Origin of the sequence: Tepidibacillus sp. LV47 (genome assembly GCF_048381575.1) — a bacterium.
Taxonomy (GTDB): Bacteria; Bacillota; Bacilli; order Tepidibacillales; family Tepidibacillaceae; genus Tepidibacillus.
Genome location: NZ_JBLWIF010000007.1, coordinates 87,974 through 106,096, shown reverse-complemented (window position 1 = coordinate 106,096; position 18,123 = coordinate 87,974). Strand labels below are relative to the sequence as shown.

Here is an 18,123-nt window from a genome sequence, read left to right as displayed (position 1 = left end):
AGTAATGAGGTGGAAAGATTGAAAAACTATACGAAAATATTTTTGCAGCGTAAACGAAAAAAACGATTAGAGCAAGGCCATCCATGGGTTTTTCAAAGTGAAGTGGAGCGAATTGAAGGAAAACTATCCCTAGGGGAACTGGTGCAGATTCTAAATCATCAGGGTGTATTTTTAGCGCTTGGTTATGCCAACCCAAAATCGCAAATTATCGCAAGGGTTTTAAGTTATGATCCCGCTGAAGAGATCGATGCTTCCTTCTTTATTAAACGAATTCAAAAAGCAAAAGAGTATCGGGAACGTTTTTTACCAGGAAGTCGCTCTTACAGGGCCGTATATGGCGAAGCAGACTTTTTGCCAGGTTTAATCGTCGATAAATATGAGGACTACCTTGTCGTTCAAATTCTTTCTTATGGTATGGAACGTTTAAAATCGCACATTTTAGAAGGTCTGTTAACGGTTTTCCAACCAAAAGGAATCTATCTTCGCAACGATGTTCCTGTTCGGGAATTAGAAGGATTGCAACAAGAGACAGGAGTTTGGTACGGAGAGGTTCCAAGATATATTGAGATCATGGAAAATGACTTACGCATCTTAGTTGACGTTTACGAGGGTCAAAAAACAGGTCATTTCTTTGATCAACGGGAAAACCGCGCTGCACTAAAGCTGTTAATGAATGGATGGAAAGAGAAAGGAAAAGAAGGAGCAGAAGTTCTTGATTGTTTTTCTCATACTGGGGGATTTGCGCTTCATGCGGCTTATTATGGGGCAAAAGAAATCACAGCTGTCGATATATCTGAATTAGCGATTGAAACCGCAAAACGAAATGCTCAGCTAAACGGTTTACAAGATCGGATCCGCTTTGAAGTGGCTAATGTCTTTGACTTTTTGCGGGAAAAGGAAAAAGAAGGAAGGAAATATGATGTGGTCATTCTTGATCCACCTGCCTTTGCCAAATCGAGATCCGCTGTGAAAGGAGCTTACCGAGGTTATAAAGAGATTAACCTACGGGGAATGAAACTTCTTCGCGAAGGAGGCTTTTTGGTCACAGCAAGCTGTTCCTATCACATGACCCCTGATTTATTTGTACAGATGATCCAAGATGCTGCTTTTGATGCTCATAAGATTCTGCGGCTCGTATACTTTGCAGGAGCAGGAAAAGATCATCCCGAAATCGCAGGTGTCGATGAAGGGCATTATCTTAAGTTTGCGATTTATGAAGTAAGAAGCAGAGGATAACTGATGTATAGGCTTGTATGTTCTAACGCTACTCCGATTCCTCGCGGTTTTCCATGAATAAACAGTTGGAGGGAAAACTCGCTCGCAAAAGTCGTAGCTTATAGAACATACAAGCCTGTGTTCGAAGATAGTATGTTTGTATATTCCATAAGCAGCGACTTTTGGTAGCCACTTTCTTACCTAAATCATCGTTAAAAGAAAGTGGCGGACAACTGAGATGCGTTGGAATATACAAAGATGATATAGGCTTGTATGTTCTAACGCTACTCCGATTTCTTGCGGTTTTTCTTGAATAAACGGACGGAGGGAAAACTCGCTCGCAAAAGTCGTAGCTTATAGAACATACAAGCCTTTTATTTAAGTATGCTTCGGCATTTATTCTACAAGAAAATAAACGGATTGATTGAACGAATAGGTGCGATTCGATATAATTTGAAAAGAGAAGGAAGAAACGAACAAATGTACTTATCGTTGATCTCTGATAGCGAAGATATGGAAGGTGAAACCATGACACAAGTTCAAGCGGCACAGATTTTTGCAGGCTTAAATCCCCAACAGAAAAAAGCGGTGGAAACGATCAATGGCCCGATTCTCGTATTAGCAGGAGCAGGTAGTGGGAAAACAAAAGTATTAACCCACCGAATCGCCAATCTCATCCATCAAGGAGTTCCCCCTTGGAATATATTAGCGATTACTTTTACCAATAAAGCAGCAAGAGAAATGAAAGAAAGAGTAGCCAAACTTGTTGGGCTTCAAGGAGAAGATATTTGGATTTCAACCTTTCACTCTATGTGTGTAAGAATCTTGCGTAAAGATATTCATCGCATCGATTATTCCAATAATTTCACGATTCTTGATTCTGATGACCAATTCACTGTCGTCAAACAGATCATGAAAGAACTCAATATGGATACGAAAAAACTTGAACCTAGAGCCGTTCTTGCAACCATCAGTCAAGCGAAGAATGAACTAAAAAACCCTGAACAATATGGCAAATCAGCGAGTGATTACTTTAGTCAACAAGTTTTCACCGTTTATCAAAAATATCAAGAACGTTTAAAAGCGAATCAATCTGTTGATTTCGATGATCTCATTATGTTAACCGTTCAATTGTTCCAAAAAAATCCAGATGTTCTAGAATACTATCAACGGAAGTTCCAATATATTCACATCGATGAATATCAAGATACCAACCGTGCTCAATATGTACTTGTTAGGATGCTGGCTGATTATTATCAAAATATCTTTGTCGTTGGTGATACCGATCAATCGATCTACAAATGGCGTGGTGCCGATATTCAAAACATCCTTAAGTTTGAAGAAGACTATCCTAAAGCTCAGCTTATCAAATTAGAACAAAACTATCGCTCCACCAAGAATATTCTAAAAGCGGCCAATGCTGTGATTGAGCATAATACAATGCGCAAACCAAAGAATCTTTGGACTGAAAACCCAGAAGGCAACAAATTAACACTTTATGAATCTATGAACGAGCATGATGAAGCTTACTTTATCGCCAAAGTTATCCAAAAAGGAATTGCCAAAGGGCGACATTATCAAGACTATGCCGTTTTATATCGAACCAATGCCCAGACTCGTGTGATTGAGGAAGTGTTTGTTAAGTCCAATATTCCCTATAAAATCGTTGGCGGAACTAAGTTCTACGATCGCAAAGAGATTAAGGATATCCTTGCTTATTTAAGACTGATCGTGAATCCTGATGACGATATCAGCTTACGAAGAATCATTAATGTACCAAAAAGAGGAATTGGTGCGGCGACAGTTGATAAAATTGCTGAATATGCTGCAAGTCAAGGGATTTCGATGTTTCGAGCGATTGAAGTGGTCGATTTCATTGGGATTGCAACAAAAACAGCGAATAAGATTAGCCAGTTTGCTGAAATGATTCGTGAGTTTAACCAAATGGCAGAATATCTTGGAGTGACAGAATTAACGGAAATGGTACTAGAACGTACCCAATATCGGGAAGAATTAAAGAAGGAGAATCCTTTAGAAGCACAAGCTCGGATTGAAAATATCGAAGAGTTTTTATCTGTTACGATGGAATTTGAGAAGCAAAACGAAGATCAATCACTCATCGCCTTTTTAACCGATCTTGCACTCATTTCTGATGTGGATCAGCTTGACGAGGAAGAAGAAAAGCAAACAGGAGTTACCTTAATGACCTTGCATAGCGCAAAAGGGTTAGAATTCCCTGTCGTTTTCTTAGCCGGATTAGAAGAAGGAATTTTTCCCCATAGTCGGGCGTTGTTTGATGAAGAGGAGATGGAAGAAGAACGACGTCTCGCCTATGTAGGAATCACAAGAGCCGAACAGGAATTATATCTCACTTATGCCCAGTCTCGGATTTTATTTGGAAAGACACAAGTAAATGCTCCATCTCGTTTTATCCAAGAGATTCCCGAAGAGCTGATTCATGACGTTCATAAAGAAGAAAAGAATCAGCTGAAACAAATGAGAAAGACAACCAGCTACGATCTACAAAAACGTCCCATAACGCGCGGTGATTGGCAAGTGGGTGATAAAGCGAAACATGGAAAATGGGGAATCGGTGTCGTTGTATCCATCAAAGGGAACGAGGATGACCTCGAATTACAAATCGCTTTCCCTAATCCGATCGGAATTAAAAAGCTTCTCGCTAGATTTGCTCCTATTGAAAAAGTGGAGTAAGAAAGGAAGATTTAAATGGATTTAAAAGAGATTGCGAAAAAAATTGAGGATTTGCGAAAGACGATTAATCAACATAATTACTCCTATTATGTATTGGATCAACCCACTATAACAGATCAAGAATATGACGAGTTAATGAGGGAATTGATTCAATTAGAAAAAGAATACCCCCAATTTCAAACACTCGATTCACCGACACAAAAAGTGGGCGGACAGCCTTTACCCTATTTTGAAAAAGTGGAGCACAAAGTCCCATTATTAAGTCTTGCCAATGCTTATAATGAACAGGACCTATATGAATTTGACCGTCGGGTAAGGCAAGTCGCAGGTAACCAAGAAGTTCGCTACATGGTGGAATTAAAAATTGATGGTCTAGCCGTATCCTTAACCTACGAAAATGGACTCTTTATCATGGGAGCTACTCGTGGAGATGGGACGACAGGAGAAGATATTACCCAAAATTTAAAAACGATTCGTTCTCTCCCATTACGATTAAACGAACCTGTTACAATTGAGGTAAGGGGAGAAGCATATCTCCCGAAAAAAGAGTTTGAACGAATCAATCAAAAACGAAAAGAGCAGGGAGAGCCGTTATTTGCCAATCCAAGGAATGCAGCGGCAGGGTCATTACGCCAATTAGATCCCAAAATCGCAGCAAAAAGAGGCCTAGATATTTTTCTTTATGGGATTGGATCCATCGAGGGGAAAGAATTGTCTTCCCATAGTGAAGGACTCAATTACCTTGAACAATTAGGATTTAAAGTGAATAAAGAACGGCGACTTTTCACCAATATGGATGATGTAATTGCTTTTGTAAAAGAATGGACGGTAAAACGACCCACGCTTCCTTATGAAATTGATGGTATGGTGATTAAAGTGGATTCCTATGCCTTGCAACGAGAACTAGGGACCACCGCCAAAAGTCCAAGATGGGCGATTGCCTATAAGTTTCCTGCTGAAGAGGCGGTTACGATTTTAGAAGATATTGAAGTGAATGTGGGAAGAACAGGAGTGGTTACTCCTACAGCAATATTAAAACCTGTTCACTTAGCGGGAACAACAGTCAAACGGGCATCGCTCCATAATGAAGATATGATTCGGGAAAAAGGATTAATGATCGGAGATCATGTCATTGTGAAAAAAGCAGGAGATATCATCCCAGAAGTTGTGGCTGTTTTACCAGAAAGACGGACAGGTGATGAGAAACCATATCATATGCCAACCCATTGTCCAGCGTGTCAAAGTGAGCTTGTTCGCTTGGATGGCGAAGTGGCCCTTCGTTGTATCAATCCTTCCTGCCCTGCACAAATCATAGAAGGGATGATTCATTTTGTATCCCGTGATGCGATGAATATAGAGGGGCTGGGTGAACGAGTTGTCATTCAGCTTTATGAAAATGGTCTTATTGAGAATGTGACCGATCTTTATACCTTAAAGCGGGAACAATTGCTGGCTCTGGAACGAATGGGAGAAAAATCGGTACAGAATCTACTTACTGCGATTGAAGCAAGTAAAGATAATTCCTTAGAACGACTCCTTTTTGGTTTAGGAATTCGCTTGGTGGGAGCTAAAGCAGCCAAAGTATTGGCCGCTCGGTTTCAAACGATGGATCAATTGATGAAAGCCACTAAAGAAGAGTTAATGGCGATTGATGAAATTGGCCCGAAAATGGCAGATAGCATCGTGACCTTTTTTGAACAAGAGAATGTCAAGGAAATGATCCAACGCTTAAAAGAACTTGGTGTCAATATGACTTATAAAGGTGCTGAATCAACCATTAAGCGGGAATCAAGGTTTACTGGTAAAACCGTCGTTCTCACAGGTACCCTTCAACATTTAACAAGAAAAGAGGCCACTGAGAAGTTAGAAGCATTAGGTGCAAAAGTCACAGGAAGTGTTACTAAAAAAACCGATTACGTCATTGCAGGAGAAAACGCTGGGTCAAAATTAACGAAAGCTAAAGAACTGGGAATTCCTATCTTAACAGAAGAAGATTTGCTGAAAGAATTAGAAGTCCCTAATCATCTCGATTAGGGCTTTTTTTTATACAAAAACTTTCTAAACAATTTTGTTTACTTACTTGAGAGCAAAAAGACCAAAAATAACAAAATGAACAAAATATTAAAAATTTACAAAAGATTAATATAATTAAAACGTAGATATTTTTAGTAGAGATGAGTGTTTTCGATGAAATCCCCTGTTTCCCAAAACAGAAAATATCAAAAGGTTTTTTGGCTATTGTCAATTCTTATATGGGTATTTTTGACGGTAGGATGTCAAAAATATGCGAAAGATTATGAACAATTCAGCCAGAATGAAAAAATTATTATTCGTTTTTCTCATGTAGTAGGGGAAGATACTCCGAAAGGGCAAGCGGCTCGAAAATTTGCTCAATTAATGAAAGAGAGAAGCAAAGGAAAAGTCGAAGTTCAAGTCTTCGCGAATGGGTCCTTATATCGTGATGGTGAAGAATGGGAAGCTTTACAAAGAAATGATGTCCAAATCATTGCTCCCGCTATGTCGAAGCTGATACAAAAAATCCCCGAATTACAAGTCTTTGATTTGCCTTTTTATTATGAAAATCTAGAACAAATTCATCAATTAGCTGATGGGAAAGTAGGAAAGATGGTATTTGAATCTGCAAAAAAGAATAAAGTACTTCCTTTAGCGATTTGGGACAATGGATTTAAACAGTTTACCAACCGTGATCATTCTTTACATACTCCTAAAGATTTTGCCAACCTTAAATTCAGAATTATGCCAAGTCCAATACTAGAAGACCAATTTTCTCTACTTGATGCAAAGGCAGAAGCAAGAAACTTTAATGATGTTTATCAAGCATTAAAAAATAAAGAAGTTGATGGTCAAGAAAATACAATCAGCAATATTTATACGAAACGTTTTTTTGATGTTCAAGATTACCTCATTCTAAGTAATCATGGGTATTTAGGATATTTGGTTATGATGAACAAGGATTTTTATAACACTCTTTCACCAGAGATACAAAAGATGATTCAAACAACGATGAACGAAGTTACCATCTGGGAGAGAAAAAAAGCTCAAGAAATTGAACAAAATCAACTCAAACAGATAAGAGAATGTCAATGTATCAAAATTGAGAACTTAACAAGAGAAGAAAAGGATGAATTTAAAAAACTTTATCAACCACTTTATCAAAAAGTTAAAAGAGATTTAGGAAAAGTAATGGATGAAACAGAAATCATTGTAAATCAGAAAAAGTAGATTCGAAAAAAGAAAGGATCATTATTTTGTCGTCATAATATGACGAGAAAATAATTGATAAAAACAAACAAAAAGAGGGGGAAAGATGAAAGATGAACAAGCGTTGGATAAAAGTTACATTTATTATACTGATGTCTATTTTACTCGTATTTAGTATGATTGGTTGTTCATCAAAACGTACTGAGCAAGCATCAAGTAATGAAGGAGGAAACAATCAAAAGATTGTGATTAAATTCTCGCACGTTGTTGCAGAGAACACGCCAAAAGGTCAAGCTGCAATCATGTTTGCAAACAAGGTAAAAGAAAAGACAAATGGGAGAGTTGAAGTTCAAGTTTTCCCGAACTCTCAACTTTATAAGGATGAAGATGTATTAAATGCGATTCAACAAGGAAATGTTCAAATGGCAGCGCCTGCAACTTCGGTCATAACAAAGTTATATCCCCAGTGGCAAGTTTTTGATTTACCATTTGCTTTTGCTGACCACGAACAAGTACAACAAGCTATGGAAGGAGAAATTGGTAAAAAGTTATTTTCCCTTCTTGAAGAGAAGAACATCAAGGGTTTAGCGATGTGGGATAACGGGTTTAAACAAATGGGTTCAAATAAAAAAGAATTAATTAAGCCGGAAGATTTTGCTGGTCAAAAATTCCGCGTTATGTCTAGTAAGGTATTAGAGGAACAGTTTAAAGCAGTAGGTGCGAATCCAGTACCAATGCCTTTTGGAGAAGTTTATAATGCTTTAGAGCAAGGAGTTATTGACGGTCAAGAGAATACGTTATCCAATATTTATTCACAAAAGATGCATGAGGTTCAAAAATACTTAACCCTTAGTTATCACGGGTATTTAGGGTATGCAGTGATTACAAATAAAAAATTCTGGGATAGCTTACCAGCTGATGTACGTTCACAAATTGAAGCAGCGTTAGATGAAACGACACAATGGGTACGTCAAAATGCGAAGGATATTAACGAACAAATGCTACAAAAAATCAAAGCAGAAAATCCTAAAATCAAGATTCATGAGTTAACACCAGAAGAAAAGAAACTATGGATTGCAAAGATGGATCCAATCTATGACAAGTTTAAAAATGAAATTGGCGAGGATCTTATCAACGCCGTACGTGCATTAAGAAAATGAAACCATTAAGGGGGCATTAAAATTATGCCCCCATTTTACAGCTAGAAAGGATGTGAGAATGATGAAATCAATTAATTTTGTTCTAAATAAACTAGAAGAAATATTTGTCATTTTAGCACTTGCGGTCGCAGTTACTGTAGCATTTATTGAAGTTATTTTGAGGCAATTTGGTACAAGTATGGGTTTTTCATTTGAACTGGTGAATTACTTATTAATTTGGGTAGGTCTTATTGGTGCCTCAATTGGTGTACGAGAGAATGTTCACCTTGGTGTTGATCTCTTAATTAAGAATTTTGAAGCCAAAACGCAAAAAGCAATTTTGATTCTTGGGAACTTAGTCAGTGTATTTTTTTCAGTCCTAATTGCCTATTTAGGATATTTGCATGTACAGGATGTTCTTCATTTAGGACAATTATCTCCTGAAATGGAAATACCATTATACATTCCAAGATCACTAATACCAATTGCCTTTGGTTTAATGGGAATTCGTTTTTTACAGCAAACTTATCGCATTTGGAAAACCTCCGCTGAGGAATTAGAGCAGAGAGAAGGTGTGATCCATGAATAATGAGGTATCGATTCAAACAACCAAGCAGATCATTCCGAAAAAAACAGTACCAAAAAAACTCATCTCTTTGTTCTTTATTTTTTTAACTGTGGTGGGTGTCATCTATGCGTTCATGATTGATAGCATGGGCTTAGCCGTTTTTTCCTTCTTATTCTTATTTTTAATGGTAGGTCTACCAATAGCTGTATCGATCGGGCTAGCTTCCTTTTTGTCCATTTATTATTTTACACTAGATCCGCTGCCGGATTTGGCACGGCAAATTTATTCGGGCTTAGACTCTTTTCCACTGATGGCGATCCCGTTATTTGTCTTAGCTGGGAATATTTTTACAACAGGAGGTGTCGCACAGCGGTTAATTAATCTAACCAATACTTTTGTTGGTCATATTCCTGGAGGACTTTCCATTGCAGGAGTCTTTGCGAGTGCACTCTTTGCCGCTATTTCTGGATCGAGTCCTGCAACCGTTGTGGCGATAGGGGGAGTCTTAATCCCAGCTATGGTGAAACAGGGCTATAGTAAGGATTTTGCAGTTGGATCGATGTCAGTGGCTGGAACTTTAGGGATTCTCATTCCACCTAGTATTCCGATGATCGTTTATGGTGTAACGGTTGATCAGTCTGTGGGGAAACTATTTTTAGCAGGAATTGTTCCTGGGATTATGTTAGCTTCCATGCTAGCTTTAGTTAGCTATTTAATTGCGAGAAAAGAGAAATTTCCTTTAATAAAAAAATCGACATCTGCGGAAAAATGGAAAGCATTCAAAGAGTCATTCTGGAGTTTGTCATTACCGATCATTATTATTGGCGGAATCTATTCGGGACTTTTTACACCTACTGAATCGGCAGCTGTTGCTGTTTTTGTTGGTTTATTTATCGGCTTTTTTATCCACCGAGATTTAAAAGTAAAGGATTTGCCTAAGATTTTAGTAGAATCAGCGAAAACGACAGCAATGTTATTTTTAATTATTTCTATGGCGATGCTTTTTGCCCATGTATTAACCTATGAGAGAATTCCCCATAAAATTGCAGAAATGATTGTCAATTATAATGTTAGTAAAGTTACTTATCTTTTGATTGTTAACTTAATTCTCTTTGTTGCCGGCCAATTTATGGAACCCACTGCGATTTTAACGATTTTTGCCCCGATTCTCTATCCAGTAGCAATGAACCTAGGAATTGATCCTATTCATTTAGGGATCATCATGGTTGTGAATATGGAGGTGGGAATGATTACACCCCCAGTTGGGTTGAATCTCTATGTAGCAAGCGGTATTTCGGGCATGTCAATCATGCAGGTAACAAAATCTTCGCTCCCATGGCTCATTACAACGATATTGGCTCTCTTTATCGTTACTTACGTTCCTGAAGTAAGTTTATGGTTACCCGATTTCTTATACGGCTTATTAAAATAAAAGATAACAAAACAATAGAGTAACTTACAGAAGAAAAAATCTAGTAGGATAATACTGCTAGATTTTTTCTTTAGCGTAATACACGTATAACTAATCGTGTTAAAATATACAAACCTATTTCATGATTCTAAATATTGGATTTAGCGAAAGAAAGGATTTTCGCAGATAAATATAGAATAAAAACTATTCAGAAATATTACATTTTTTAAAATAATGGAGATGGTAAGGAGTAGTAGAATCTTGAATAGAATTAAAAACTGGTTTTCGCTATTGCCCATTCGAACAAGAATTACACTAGTTACTTCTACGATTATCATTATTGCTATTTTAACAGGTAGTGCACTGTTGATTAAGAATGTATATCAAGCATTAGAAGAAGAACAAGGAAATCGAGTTTTGGCGATTGGACGAACCATTGCTCAACTTGAAACAATTAAAGATTATATAGGAAAACCAAACGGTTGGAAAAAAATCCAGCCAATTGCTGAGAGAGTCCGATTAGCGACTAATGTGGATTATGTTGTTATTTTTGACATGAAGAGAATCCGTTATTCCCATCCTATTGAAGCAAAAATCGGGACAGTATTTCAAGGAGGAGATGAAGGTCCAGCTCTTGGGCAACAAGAATATATGTCTTTAGCAAAAGGGGTAGGTGGGATTGCGATTCGTTCATTTGTTCCTATTATGGACCATGAAGGGGAAAAACAAATCGGGGTGGTAGTCGTTGGAACAATTCTCCCAACTGTTTATCAACTGATTTTTGAGCATAAATGGGATTTGATCCTTTCAATCACATTAGGGGTAGTGGTAGGGTTGTTTGGTGCTTGGTTACTCACAAACAGTATCAAAAGGCAGATTTTTAATTTAGAACCTGTTGAGATTGCTAGACTCCTTGAAGAAAGGGAATCTATTATCAATACGATTGATGAAGGGATTATTGCAATTGATCAGAACAAAAAAATTAAGGTGATGAACGAACGTGCGGCTCAAATTATAGGAACCAATCAAAATGTGATTGGTCATACGATTGAAGAAGTTATTCCTAATACAAAACTACCTATGGTAATGGAATCGAAAAAACCACAATTAAGACAAATGATGGTTTTGAATAAAACCATTGTAATGGTCAATCGACTCCCCATAATCGTAAAAAATAAGACGGTAGGGGCAGTAGCTACATTTCAAGATCGAACAGAGATCGTGAGTCTAGCTGAAGAACTAACTGGAATTCGTAAGTTCAGTGATGTTCTACGTGCACAAAACCATGAGTTTATGAACAAATTTCATACGATCGCTGGGCTTATTCAATTAAAAAGATATGATGATGCCCTTAATTTAATTATGAATTATACAGAAGAAAAAGAAGAGTTATCTCGCTTTTTAATGGAACGGATAAAGGATACCAGTATTAGTGGTCTTATATTGGGGAAAATCAGCCATGCAAAAGAATTAGGTGTAGATTTAATCGTTGATCGGCAAAGCTATTTGTCTCATTTGCCATCATTTCTTTCAACTCATGATATTATTCTGATCATTGGAAATTTATTAGAGAATGCAATTGATGCAACCATAGAAAAGAAAGAACAACCTAAATTGGTTCAATTACGTATAGAAACGACACCAACACAGCTGATTATTTCTGTAAAAGACAATGGTATTGGAGTTCCAGAGGAATTAAAAGAAAAAATATTTGAAATGGGTTATACCACAAAAAAAGGCAAAGGACAGGGAATAGGCTTAACATTAGTCTTACAACATGTAAAAGCATATCAAGGCGATATTGAAGTGATGACCAATATAGAAAAGGGAACGAATGTTATTGTTTCTATTCCATTAAAAGAAAATTAGACGATCATATAAGGAGCGTACTTATAGAATGGAACCAATTCGTCTTTTGATCGTTGAAGATGATGCGATGGTTTTGGAGGTTAATCGACAATTTATTGAGACATTAAGTGGATTTCAGATTATAGGGGCGGCAGCAAATGGAACAGAAGCGATCCAAATGATTATTGAACAAAATCCTCAATTGGTCATATTGGATTACTATTTACCTGATATGAATGGTTATCAAGTGATAGAAAGGATACGATTACGACAGAAAGATACTGATTTTATTATGGTTACAGCGGCCAAAGATGTAGAGACAATTAAAAAGACTTTTCGCTTTGGTGCGATAGACTATATTATTAAACCCTTTCGCTTTGAACGAATGAAAATAGCATTAGAAAGGTATCAACAAATGCTTTATCGATTTAGAAAAGAGGAAGTGTTGACACAAAAATATCTTGACGAATGGGTTTGTACAGAAAGAAAAAAGATAGAAAACAAAGCGTTGCCAAAAGGGTTAAATGAAGTAACCATGAAACAAATCTTGCAATATATGATAAAAGTAAAAGAGCCTCAATCTGCAGAGGAAGTGGCAAAAGGAATAGGTTTAGCTCGTGTAACGGTACGCCGATATCTTGAATATTTGGTTCAAACGAATCGACTCAAGCTCGACGTTCAGTATGGATCTGTTGGCAGACCGATTAAACGTTATTCCATCTAAAAAAGGTAATAGCATTGTATATTTCCATGGCATATACAATGTTATTTTATTTGTCTCAGATTTTGATTTGTCTAGGAATAATCTCCGCTTTCACGAATGCTTTATAGAGAATAATAAGAAGCGGTCCAAGAAAAACACCTAGAACACCTAATACCTTAAAACCAACCCAAAGACTAATTAATGTGGACAAAGCACTTAACCCAATTTGCTCCCCGAGAATCTTCGGTTCTACAATACGACGCACGATGGTCATGACCAGAAAGAGGACAATCAGACCAATGGCTAAATAGGTGTTTCCTTGAGTTAAAGCATAGATTGCCCATGGGACGAGTACTGAACCTGTACCGAGAATAGGAAGTACATCAACAATTACGATAAAAAAGGCGATGACTAACGCATAATTAACCCCTAAGATAATTAAACCGATCGAGCTAACGAGAAAAGTGATGGTACTTAAAATAAGTTGACCCTGAAGAAAACCAATGGTAGCATTGCGAACATCGTTTAACACTACTTGTACCTTTTGACGCGAAGAATCCTTAAAATATTGATAAAATTGATTTTTTAAACCTGGAAGATGTAAAGTGAAAAAATAAAGGGAAATAAGGATAATTAAAACGATAAAAAATAGATTGGGAATTGCTGTTGTGATTCCATAAATACCACTCCAAATCGTGGATAGCAAATTCAAATTGGTTAATTGATTTACAAAATTCATAAACGATTGGTTAATGCGTGCTGATGTTTCCGGTGGAAGCATTTGAATGATATTTTGAATTTTTAGATACAGCTCGTAAAACCATTTTTGGATGAAAGGAATATTTTTTTGTACGAATGTAGTAAAATTCACCAGTTCAATTATGATCTTGGTTACGATAAAATAAAAGATTAAGGCGATGGATCCAAGAAACAAAAAGTAGGTTAGATGGACGGCTAATTTTCGTTTTATCTTTGTATTACGGATGAGCCACTCGTTTAATGGTTCAAGCATGATGGCTAATAATAAAGCAATGATAAAAGGGATGAAATGGGGGAAAACGAAGTAAAACAAAATGGGAAGAAGGAGAATACCGATGACGATTCCGATGGTAATGAAAACTTTTTTAATATAACCTTCCATACTCATTTCCTTTCTACATCTTATATAATAGGAATTGTATTGAAAAATTTGTGGGAATGCAAATCGCATTTATGATAAAAAGCGGAAAAGGGGAGCAAGGATGAAAAAATATCGAACAAAATGGATACGATTCGCCGGAGTAGGGATTCTATCATTTTCACTCTTGTTTAGTGGATGTGATCTTTCCAAAAAAACAGAACAAAAGACAGAAGAATCTTCATCTTCGATTATCTCTCCGACTGTAAAAGTAAATGAAGAATATTATCGAGGAGTCCTTCCATATAAAAGAAGCTTAATTAACGGCCGTTTAAGCTCATTACCCACACGCTTAGATGCAAATCATTTTGAATTAGGATTAATTGAATTAGCAAAAACAGAATTTGATCCAGCAGATTATGTTTTTCAAGAAGGGCAAATCTTAAAAGATATTGAGTGGTTATCCCAAGAAGATATGTTATATGCGGTTGCAGAGCATGATTATCTGAAGGAAGATGGAAGTTATGGTGGAGTTGTTATCGGTCTATCTTTATCCCCAAAGTATTATTTAAGAGATGATAAAGGGAAGTTATTAAGGGATCCGAAAACGAATATGGCCATATCGAAAATGTATACAGATGATCAATTAAAAGAAAAAGCCAAAAAAATCGCCAATGAAATCGTAGCAACAATTAGAAAAACATTACCCAATCCGCCTATTCTCATTGGTGTCATGAAATTACAAACAGAAAAAGTAAATCTACCTGGGAATTTTATCTTATATGGAAAAGTGGCAAATGGCCAATCTTCAGCGGATTGGAAAGATATGAATGAGAGTTATCTCTTTTTGCCAGCTAGCGCCAATGGGTTAAAAGACAAATATGGGGATCTGATTTTAGGATTTAACCGTTTTAAAGATGAATTGGACCGCTTTCTTCCAGGTTATGCAGGAGTAACAGGATTGGCACGAATAGTTAATGACGAGGTTGTAGAGCTTACGATTCATGTGAATGCAGAATTTGATTCAACGGTAGAGACGATTCAATTCACTCAGTTTGCTATTTCGATGAGCAATGAATCTTTTCCTAAAGATGCTCAATTAAACATATATATTAATACGATTGATCAGCCAAAAGCCATTTATGTTAGACAATCGAATGGTGACGACTTTATGCATATCTATCGTGACTAAATTTCGCAGCTTATAGAATCATACAAGCCAGTTGAAGATATGGGTTTGAATATTCCAAAGGCAGTGTTGGAATATTCAAACCTATTTATATTATTCTAAGACTTAAACATACTCTTTAGAATGAAGAAAGCATTTGCTGGGCGTTCTGCGATTCGACGGGAAAAATACGGATACCAATGTTTCCCATATGGGGTATAGATGCGAACCTTATAACCTTCTTTGACAAGTTCTCTTTGTAGACCATTTCTTACTCCATAAAGCATTTGAAATTCAAATTTGTCATTTGAAATATGATTTTCTTTAACATAACGTTTAACCTCTTGGATAATCTTTTCATCATGTGTCGCAACAGCAATATAGTTTCCTTTTTGCATATGAAGTTTGACCATCTTAATATAGTTGTTATCTACGTCTTGCTTTTTCGGAAAAGCGACCTCTTTTGGTTCCTTATAAGCCCCTTTTACCATTCGAATATTTGCTCCTAATTTTCCCATTTCGATCATGTCTTTTTCCGTACGGTATAGATAGGATTGAAGAACTAAACCGATATGTTTTTTCCCATACTTTTCAAACAATTTTTTAAAGATATCAATCGTGATTTGGGTAACAGTAGAATCTTCGATATCAATACGAACAAAGTTATTCAGTTCTTTTGCGACTTTAACAAGTCGATCCATATTCTCATAACTAAACTCTGGATCCAGACCTAATCCAAGTTGAGTGAGTTTTACTGATAGGTTCGAATTTAATTTTTCTTTATCTATAATCTCTAAAATTTTAATCGCTTCATTTGTAGCATCAATGGCTTCTTGTTTTGTAGAAACGCTTTCCCCAACATGATCAAGGGTAACCAGTAACCCCTTCTTATTCAGCTCTTTAACAATCTCTGCTGCTTCTTGTAAGGTTTCCCCTGCAATAAACCGTTTTGCACCTAGCTTCATTCCATGTTTTGTAACAAAATTTGTAACTGCTTGATTACCAGCAATACCTAAAACGATACTACGCCCCAATCCCATTATGATCACCTCATTATTTTTCATCTTCAGTTCTTTTTGACCTTTATAAAAATAAAAGCAAGATTCATACCAATTTTCTCAATAAATAAAATTTAGATAAAAAATATAATATTATGAATAAATATCTTGGATGAAATAGACAAAATTGTTTATAATGATTGCAAAATATACAAATTTGTATAACGGAGATGGAATGTATGCCACAAAAAATCATCTATCTCAAAGATCTTGCTGAACCTTGGAGACAAGAGTTGACCAATCGGGAGATGATTGAGTATCCCTACTATGCCACTTTAGATGATGTAATTGAGCTAAAAGAAGGAAAAGACATCTTATTAAGAGATAATGAAGGGAATAAAGTTTCTTATGTACCTTGTCAACGCTTGATGGAAACGGTTTTTCAATCATGGAAGGAAATATCCGCTTATTATGATGCATTGCTTTGTTCGATTGATGATGCTGTTACCGGTGTTAACCAAAAAGGAGAGATTGTGACATGGAATCAAGCCTCTGAAAAATTTTACGGATATTCATGGAAGCAAGTAATGGGTAAACCGATCACGCAATTTTTTGAAGAAGAAGCGATCGTTCTGAAAAAGATTTTAAAAAGTGAAGAACCAATTCGACGAAAATACAATCAACCCATAACAGATGTCCATGTCCTCATTAATGCAAGACCTGTTTATTCAAATGGGAAATTGATCGGTGGGATTTCTGTTGAAAGGGATATTAGTGATATCGTACGACTTAATGAAGAGTTAACCAATACAAAGGCATATATCTCTGATTTAGAAAATAAGTATGAAAAGAATCGAATCTATGACCCTTTTGAAAAAATTAAAGGGAAAAGCCGGCAAATCCGGGAAATCGTCTCCTTAGCAAAAAAAGTCGCCAAAACCGATGCAACAATCCTCATTACGGGTGAAAGCGGGGTCGGAAAAGAACTTTTTGCAGAGGCGATTCATAATGCTAGCCCGCGGGCAGACAAACCGTTTATCGCGATCAACTGCGGAGCGATCCCTGCTTCTTTATTTGAAAGTGAGTTATTTGGTTACGAAAAAGGGACCTTTACCGGTGCAAGTAAAGAAGGGAAAAAAGGGAAAATCGATTTGGCAGAAGGAGGAACTTTGTTTTTAGATGAAATCGGCGAATTACCGCTGGATCTACAGGTAAAGCTTTTGCGGGTTCTTCAAGAAAAAAGGTTTTATCGATTGGGGGGCAATACGCCCATTCCAATTGACGTGAGGATCATTACTGCCACGAATCGAGATTTGGAAGAAATGATCGAACAAGGTAAATTCAGAGAAGATTTATATTATCGTTTAAATGTTATCTCTTTGCAAATCCCACCTCTTCGACAGCGGCGTGAAGATATACCTGAATTACTTTCCCTCTTTTTGGAAGAGTTCTCTATTAAATATGGGACAACGATACCAAAGATTTCTTCTAGTGTAATGTCGGTGTTTCTACAACATGAATGGCGGGGAAATGTTCGACAACTTCGAAATTTGGCTGAACGTTTAATTATTCTATCTGGAGAAGAAAAGGAGATTGAACTGCGCCATTTACCTTCATCTTTTCAAAAAGGGTTAGAGGAAATGAAAAAAGAAGTACCACTGCCAGTTCTTTCAGTTACAAACGATGAAGAAACAAAAATACGTCTCGCATTGAAGAAGACTTATAACAATAAGAGTGCTGCCGCCAAATTACTTGGAATTTCCCGCGCAACATTATATAACAAAATGCAAAAGTATGGAATTCAAGGAGGATCGAAATCATCTGAATCAGTCAATGACTAGACAGTTTTGTCAAATGCTATACATTTTTATCTATTTTAAAGTATAAATACACGGACAATGAAGCGCATTGGAGAATATAAAATAAAACTTTTTATGATATTTTTATTAAATGGAAACGATCTTATCGAATTTTATGAATTGAATTTAAAATTGGCATTATTCTTGCATTTAAATGAGAGTA

13 protein-coding genes are annotated in these 18,123 nt (G+C 36.6%); 11 read left to right on the top strand and 2 right to left on the bottom strand.

All coding sequences use genetic code 11. The annotated features are described in order from the left end of the window. Positions 1 to 18 precede the first annotated feature (18 nt). The 9 genes from ACMW72_RS09260 to ACMW72_RS09220 all read left to right on the top strand — a co-directional run bounded on the left by ACMW72_RS09260 (position 19) and on the right by ACMW72_RS09220 (position 12,839). Entirely contained in the window at positions 19 to 1,236 is a 1,218-nt protein-coding gene (locus ACMW72_RS09260) for a class I SAM-dependent rRNA methyltransferase (RefSeq protein WP_418368550.1), read from the top strand. A gap of 507 nt (positions 1,237 to 1,743) precedes the next feature. Further along, on the top strand, positions 1,744 to 3,927 hold the full coding sequence (gene pcrA, locus ACMW72_RS09255) for a DNA helicase PcrA (protein ID WP_418368571.1): 2,184 nt from the start codon (positions 1,744 to 1,746) through the stop codon (positions 3,925 to 3,927). A 15-nt stretch (positions 3,928 to 3,942) separates the two neighbouring features. Beyond that, entirely contained in the window at positions 3,943 to 5,961 is a 2,019-nt protein-coding gene (gene ligA / locus ACMW72_RS09250; RefSeq protein WP_418368549.1) for an NAD-dependent DNA ligase LigA, read from the top strand. Positions 5,962 to 6,165: 204 nt separating this feature from the next. Further along, positions 6,166 to 7,170: a DctP family TRAP transporter solute-binding subunit gene (locus ACMW72_RS09245; protein ID WP_418368548.1), complete on the top strand. Its 1,005-nt coding sequence runs from the start codon at positions 6,166 to 6,168 to the stop codon at positions 7,168 to 7,170. Between the two features lie 92 nt (positions 7,171 to 7,262). Continuing rightward, on the top strand, positions 7,263 to 8,309 hold the full coding sequence (locus ACMW72_RS09240; protein WP_418368547.1) for a TRAP transporter substrate-binding protein: 1,047 nt from the start codon (positions 7,263 to 7,265) through the stop codon (positions 8,307 to 8,309). A 61-nt stretch (positions 8,310 to 8,370) separates the two neighbouring features. After that, positions 8,371 to 8,877 carry a TRAP transporter small permease gene (locus ACMW72_RS09235; RefSeq protein ID WP_418368546.1) on the top strand — a complete coding sequence of 169 codons (507 nt, stop codon included), beginning with the start codon at positions 8,371 to 8,373 and terminating at the stop codon, positions 8,875 to 8,877. Further along, a complete protein-coding gene (locus ACMW72_RS09230) occupies positions 8,870 to 10,288 on the top strand; it encodes a TRAP transporter large permease (RefSeq protein WP_418368545.1) in 1,419 nt (472 codons plus the stop codon). Before ACMW72_RS09235 ends, ACMW72_RS09230 begins: the two co-directional genes overlap by 8 nt. A 240-nt stretch (positions 10,289 to 10,528) precedes the next feature. After that, positions 10,529 to 12,136 (top strand): ATP-binding protein, encoded by a 1,608-nt coding sequence (locus tag ACMW72_RS09225; protein ID WP_418368544.1) that lies wholly within the window; start codon positions 10,529 to 10,531, stop codon positions 12,134 to 12,136. Between the two features lie 28 nt (positions 12,137 to 12,164). After that, complete coding sequence (locus tag ACMW72_RS09220; protein ID WP_418368543.1) at positions 12,165 to 12,839, top strand: response regulator; 675 nt, start codon at positions 12,165 to 12,167, stop codon at positions 12,837 to 12,839. Between the two features lie 55 nt (positions 12,840 to 12,894). Here the strand turns inward: ACMW72_RS09220 and ytvI are convergent, their stop codons facing one another. After that, positions 12,895 to 13,959 (bottom strand): sporulation integral membrane protein YtvI, encoded by a 1,065-nt coding sequence (gene ytvI, locus ACMW72_RS09215; RefSeq protein ID WP_418368542.1) that lies wholly within the window; start codon positions 13,957 to 13,959, stop codon positions 12,895 to 12,897. A 100-nt stretch (positions 13,960 to 14,059) separates the two neighbouring features. On the opposite strand from ytvI, the gene ACMW72_RS09210 reads away from it, so the two are divergent. Beyond that, positions 14,060 to 15,127 carry a CamS family sex pheromone protein gene (locus tag ACMW72_RS09210; protein WP_418368541.1) on the top strand — a complete coding sequence of 356 codons (1,068 nt, stop codon included), beginning with the start codon at positions 14,060 to 14,062 and terminating at the stop codon, positions 15,125 to 15,127. A gap of 95 nt (positions 15,128 to 15,222) precedes the next feature. Here the strand turns inward: ACMW72_RS09210 and ACMW72_RS09205 are convergent, their stop codons facing one another. After that, complete coding sequence (locus ACMW72_RS09205; RefSeq protein ID WP_418368540.1) at positions 15,223 to 16,143, bottom strand: proline dehydrogenase family protein; 921 nt, start codon at positions 16,141 to 16,143, stop codon at positions 15,223 to 15,225. A 197-nt stretch (positions 16,144 to 16,340) separates the two neighbouring features. On the opposite strand from ACMW72_RS09205, the gene ACMW72_RS09200 reads away from it, so the two are divergent. Continuing rightward, positions 16,341 to 17,942, top strand: coding sequence for a sigma-54 interaction domain-containing protein (locus ACMW72_RS09200; protein ID WP_418368539.1), 1,602 nt, complete (start codon positions 16,341 to 16,343; stop codon positions 17,940 to 17,942). Positions 17,943 to 18,123: the final 181 nt, after the last annotated feature.

What these genes read in the sequence shown, in the direction of transcription:
- pcrA (WP_418368571.1), top strand. Translation starts at nt 1,744, where the DNA reads ATGACACAAGTTCAAGCGGCACAGATTTTTGCAGGCTTAAATCCCCAA.
- ligA (WP_418368549.1), top strand. Translation starts at nt 3,943, where the DNA reads ATGGATTTAAAAGAGATTGCGAAAAAAATTGAGGATTTGCGAAAGACG.
- ACMW72_RS09240 (WP_418368547.1), top strand. Translation starts at nt 7,263, where the DNA reads ATGAACAAGCGTTGGATAAAAGTTACATTTATTATACTGATGTCTATT.
- ACMW72_RS09235 (WP_418368546.1), top strand. Translation starts at nt 8,371, where the DNA reads ATGAAATCAATTAATTTTGTTCTAAATAAACTAGAAGAAATATTTGTC.
- ACMW72_RS09230 (WP_418368545.1), top strand. Translation starts at nt 8,870, where the DNA reads ATGAATAATGAGGTATCGATTCAAACAACCAAGCAGATCATTCCGAAA.
- ACMW72_RS09220 (WP_418368543.1), top strand. Translation starts at nt 12,165, where the DNA reads ATGGAACCAATTCGTCTTTTGATCGTTGAAGATGATGCGATGGTTTTG.
- ytvI (WP_418368542.1), bottom strand. Translation starts at nt 13,959, where the DNA reads ATGGAAGGTTATATTAAAAAAGTTTTCATTACCATCGGAATCGTCATC.
- ACMW72_RS09210 (WP_418368541.1), top strand. Translation starts at nt 14,060, where the DNA reads ATGAAAAAATATCGAACAAAATGGATACGATTCGCCGGAGTAGGGATT.
- ACMW72_RS09205 (WP_418368540.1), bottom strand. Translation starts at nt 16,143, where the DNA reads ATGGGATTGGGGCGTAGTATCGTTTTAGGTATTGCTGGTAATCAAGCA.
- ACMW72_RS09200 (WP_418368539.1), top strand. Translation starts at nt 16,341, where the DNA reads ATGCCACAAAAAATCATCTATCTCAAAGATCTTGCTGAACCTTGGAGA.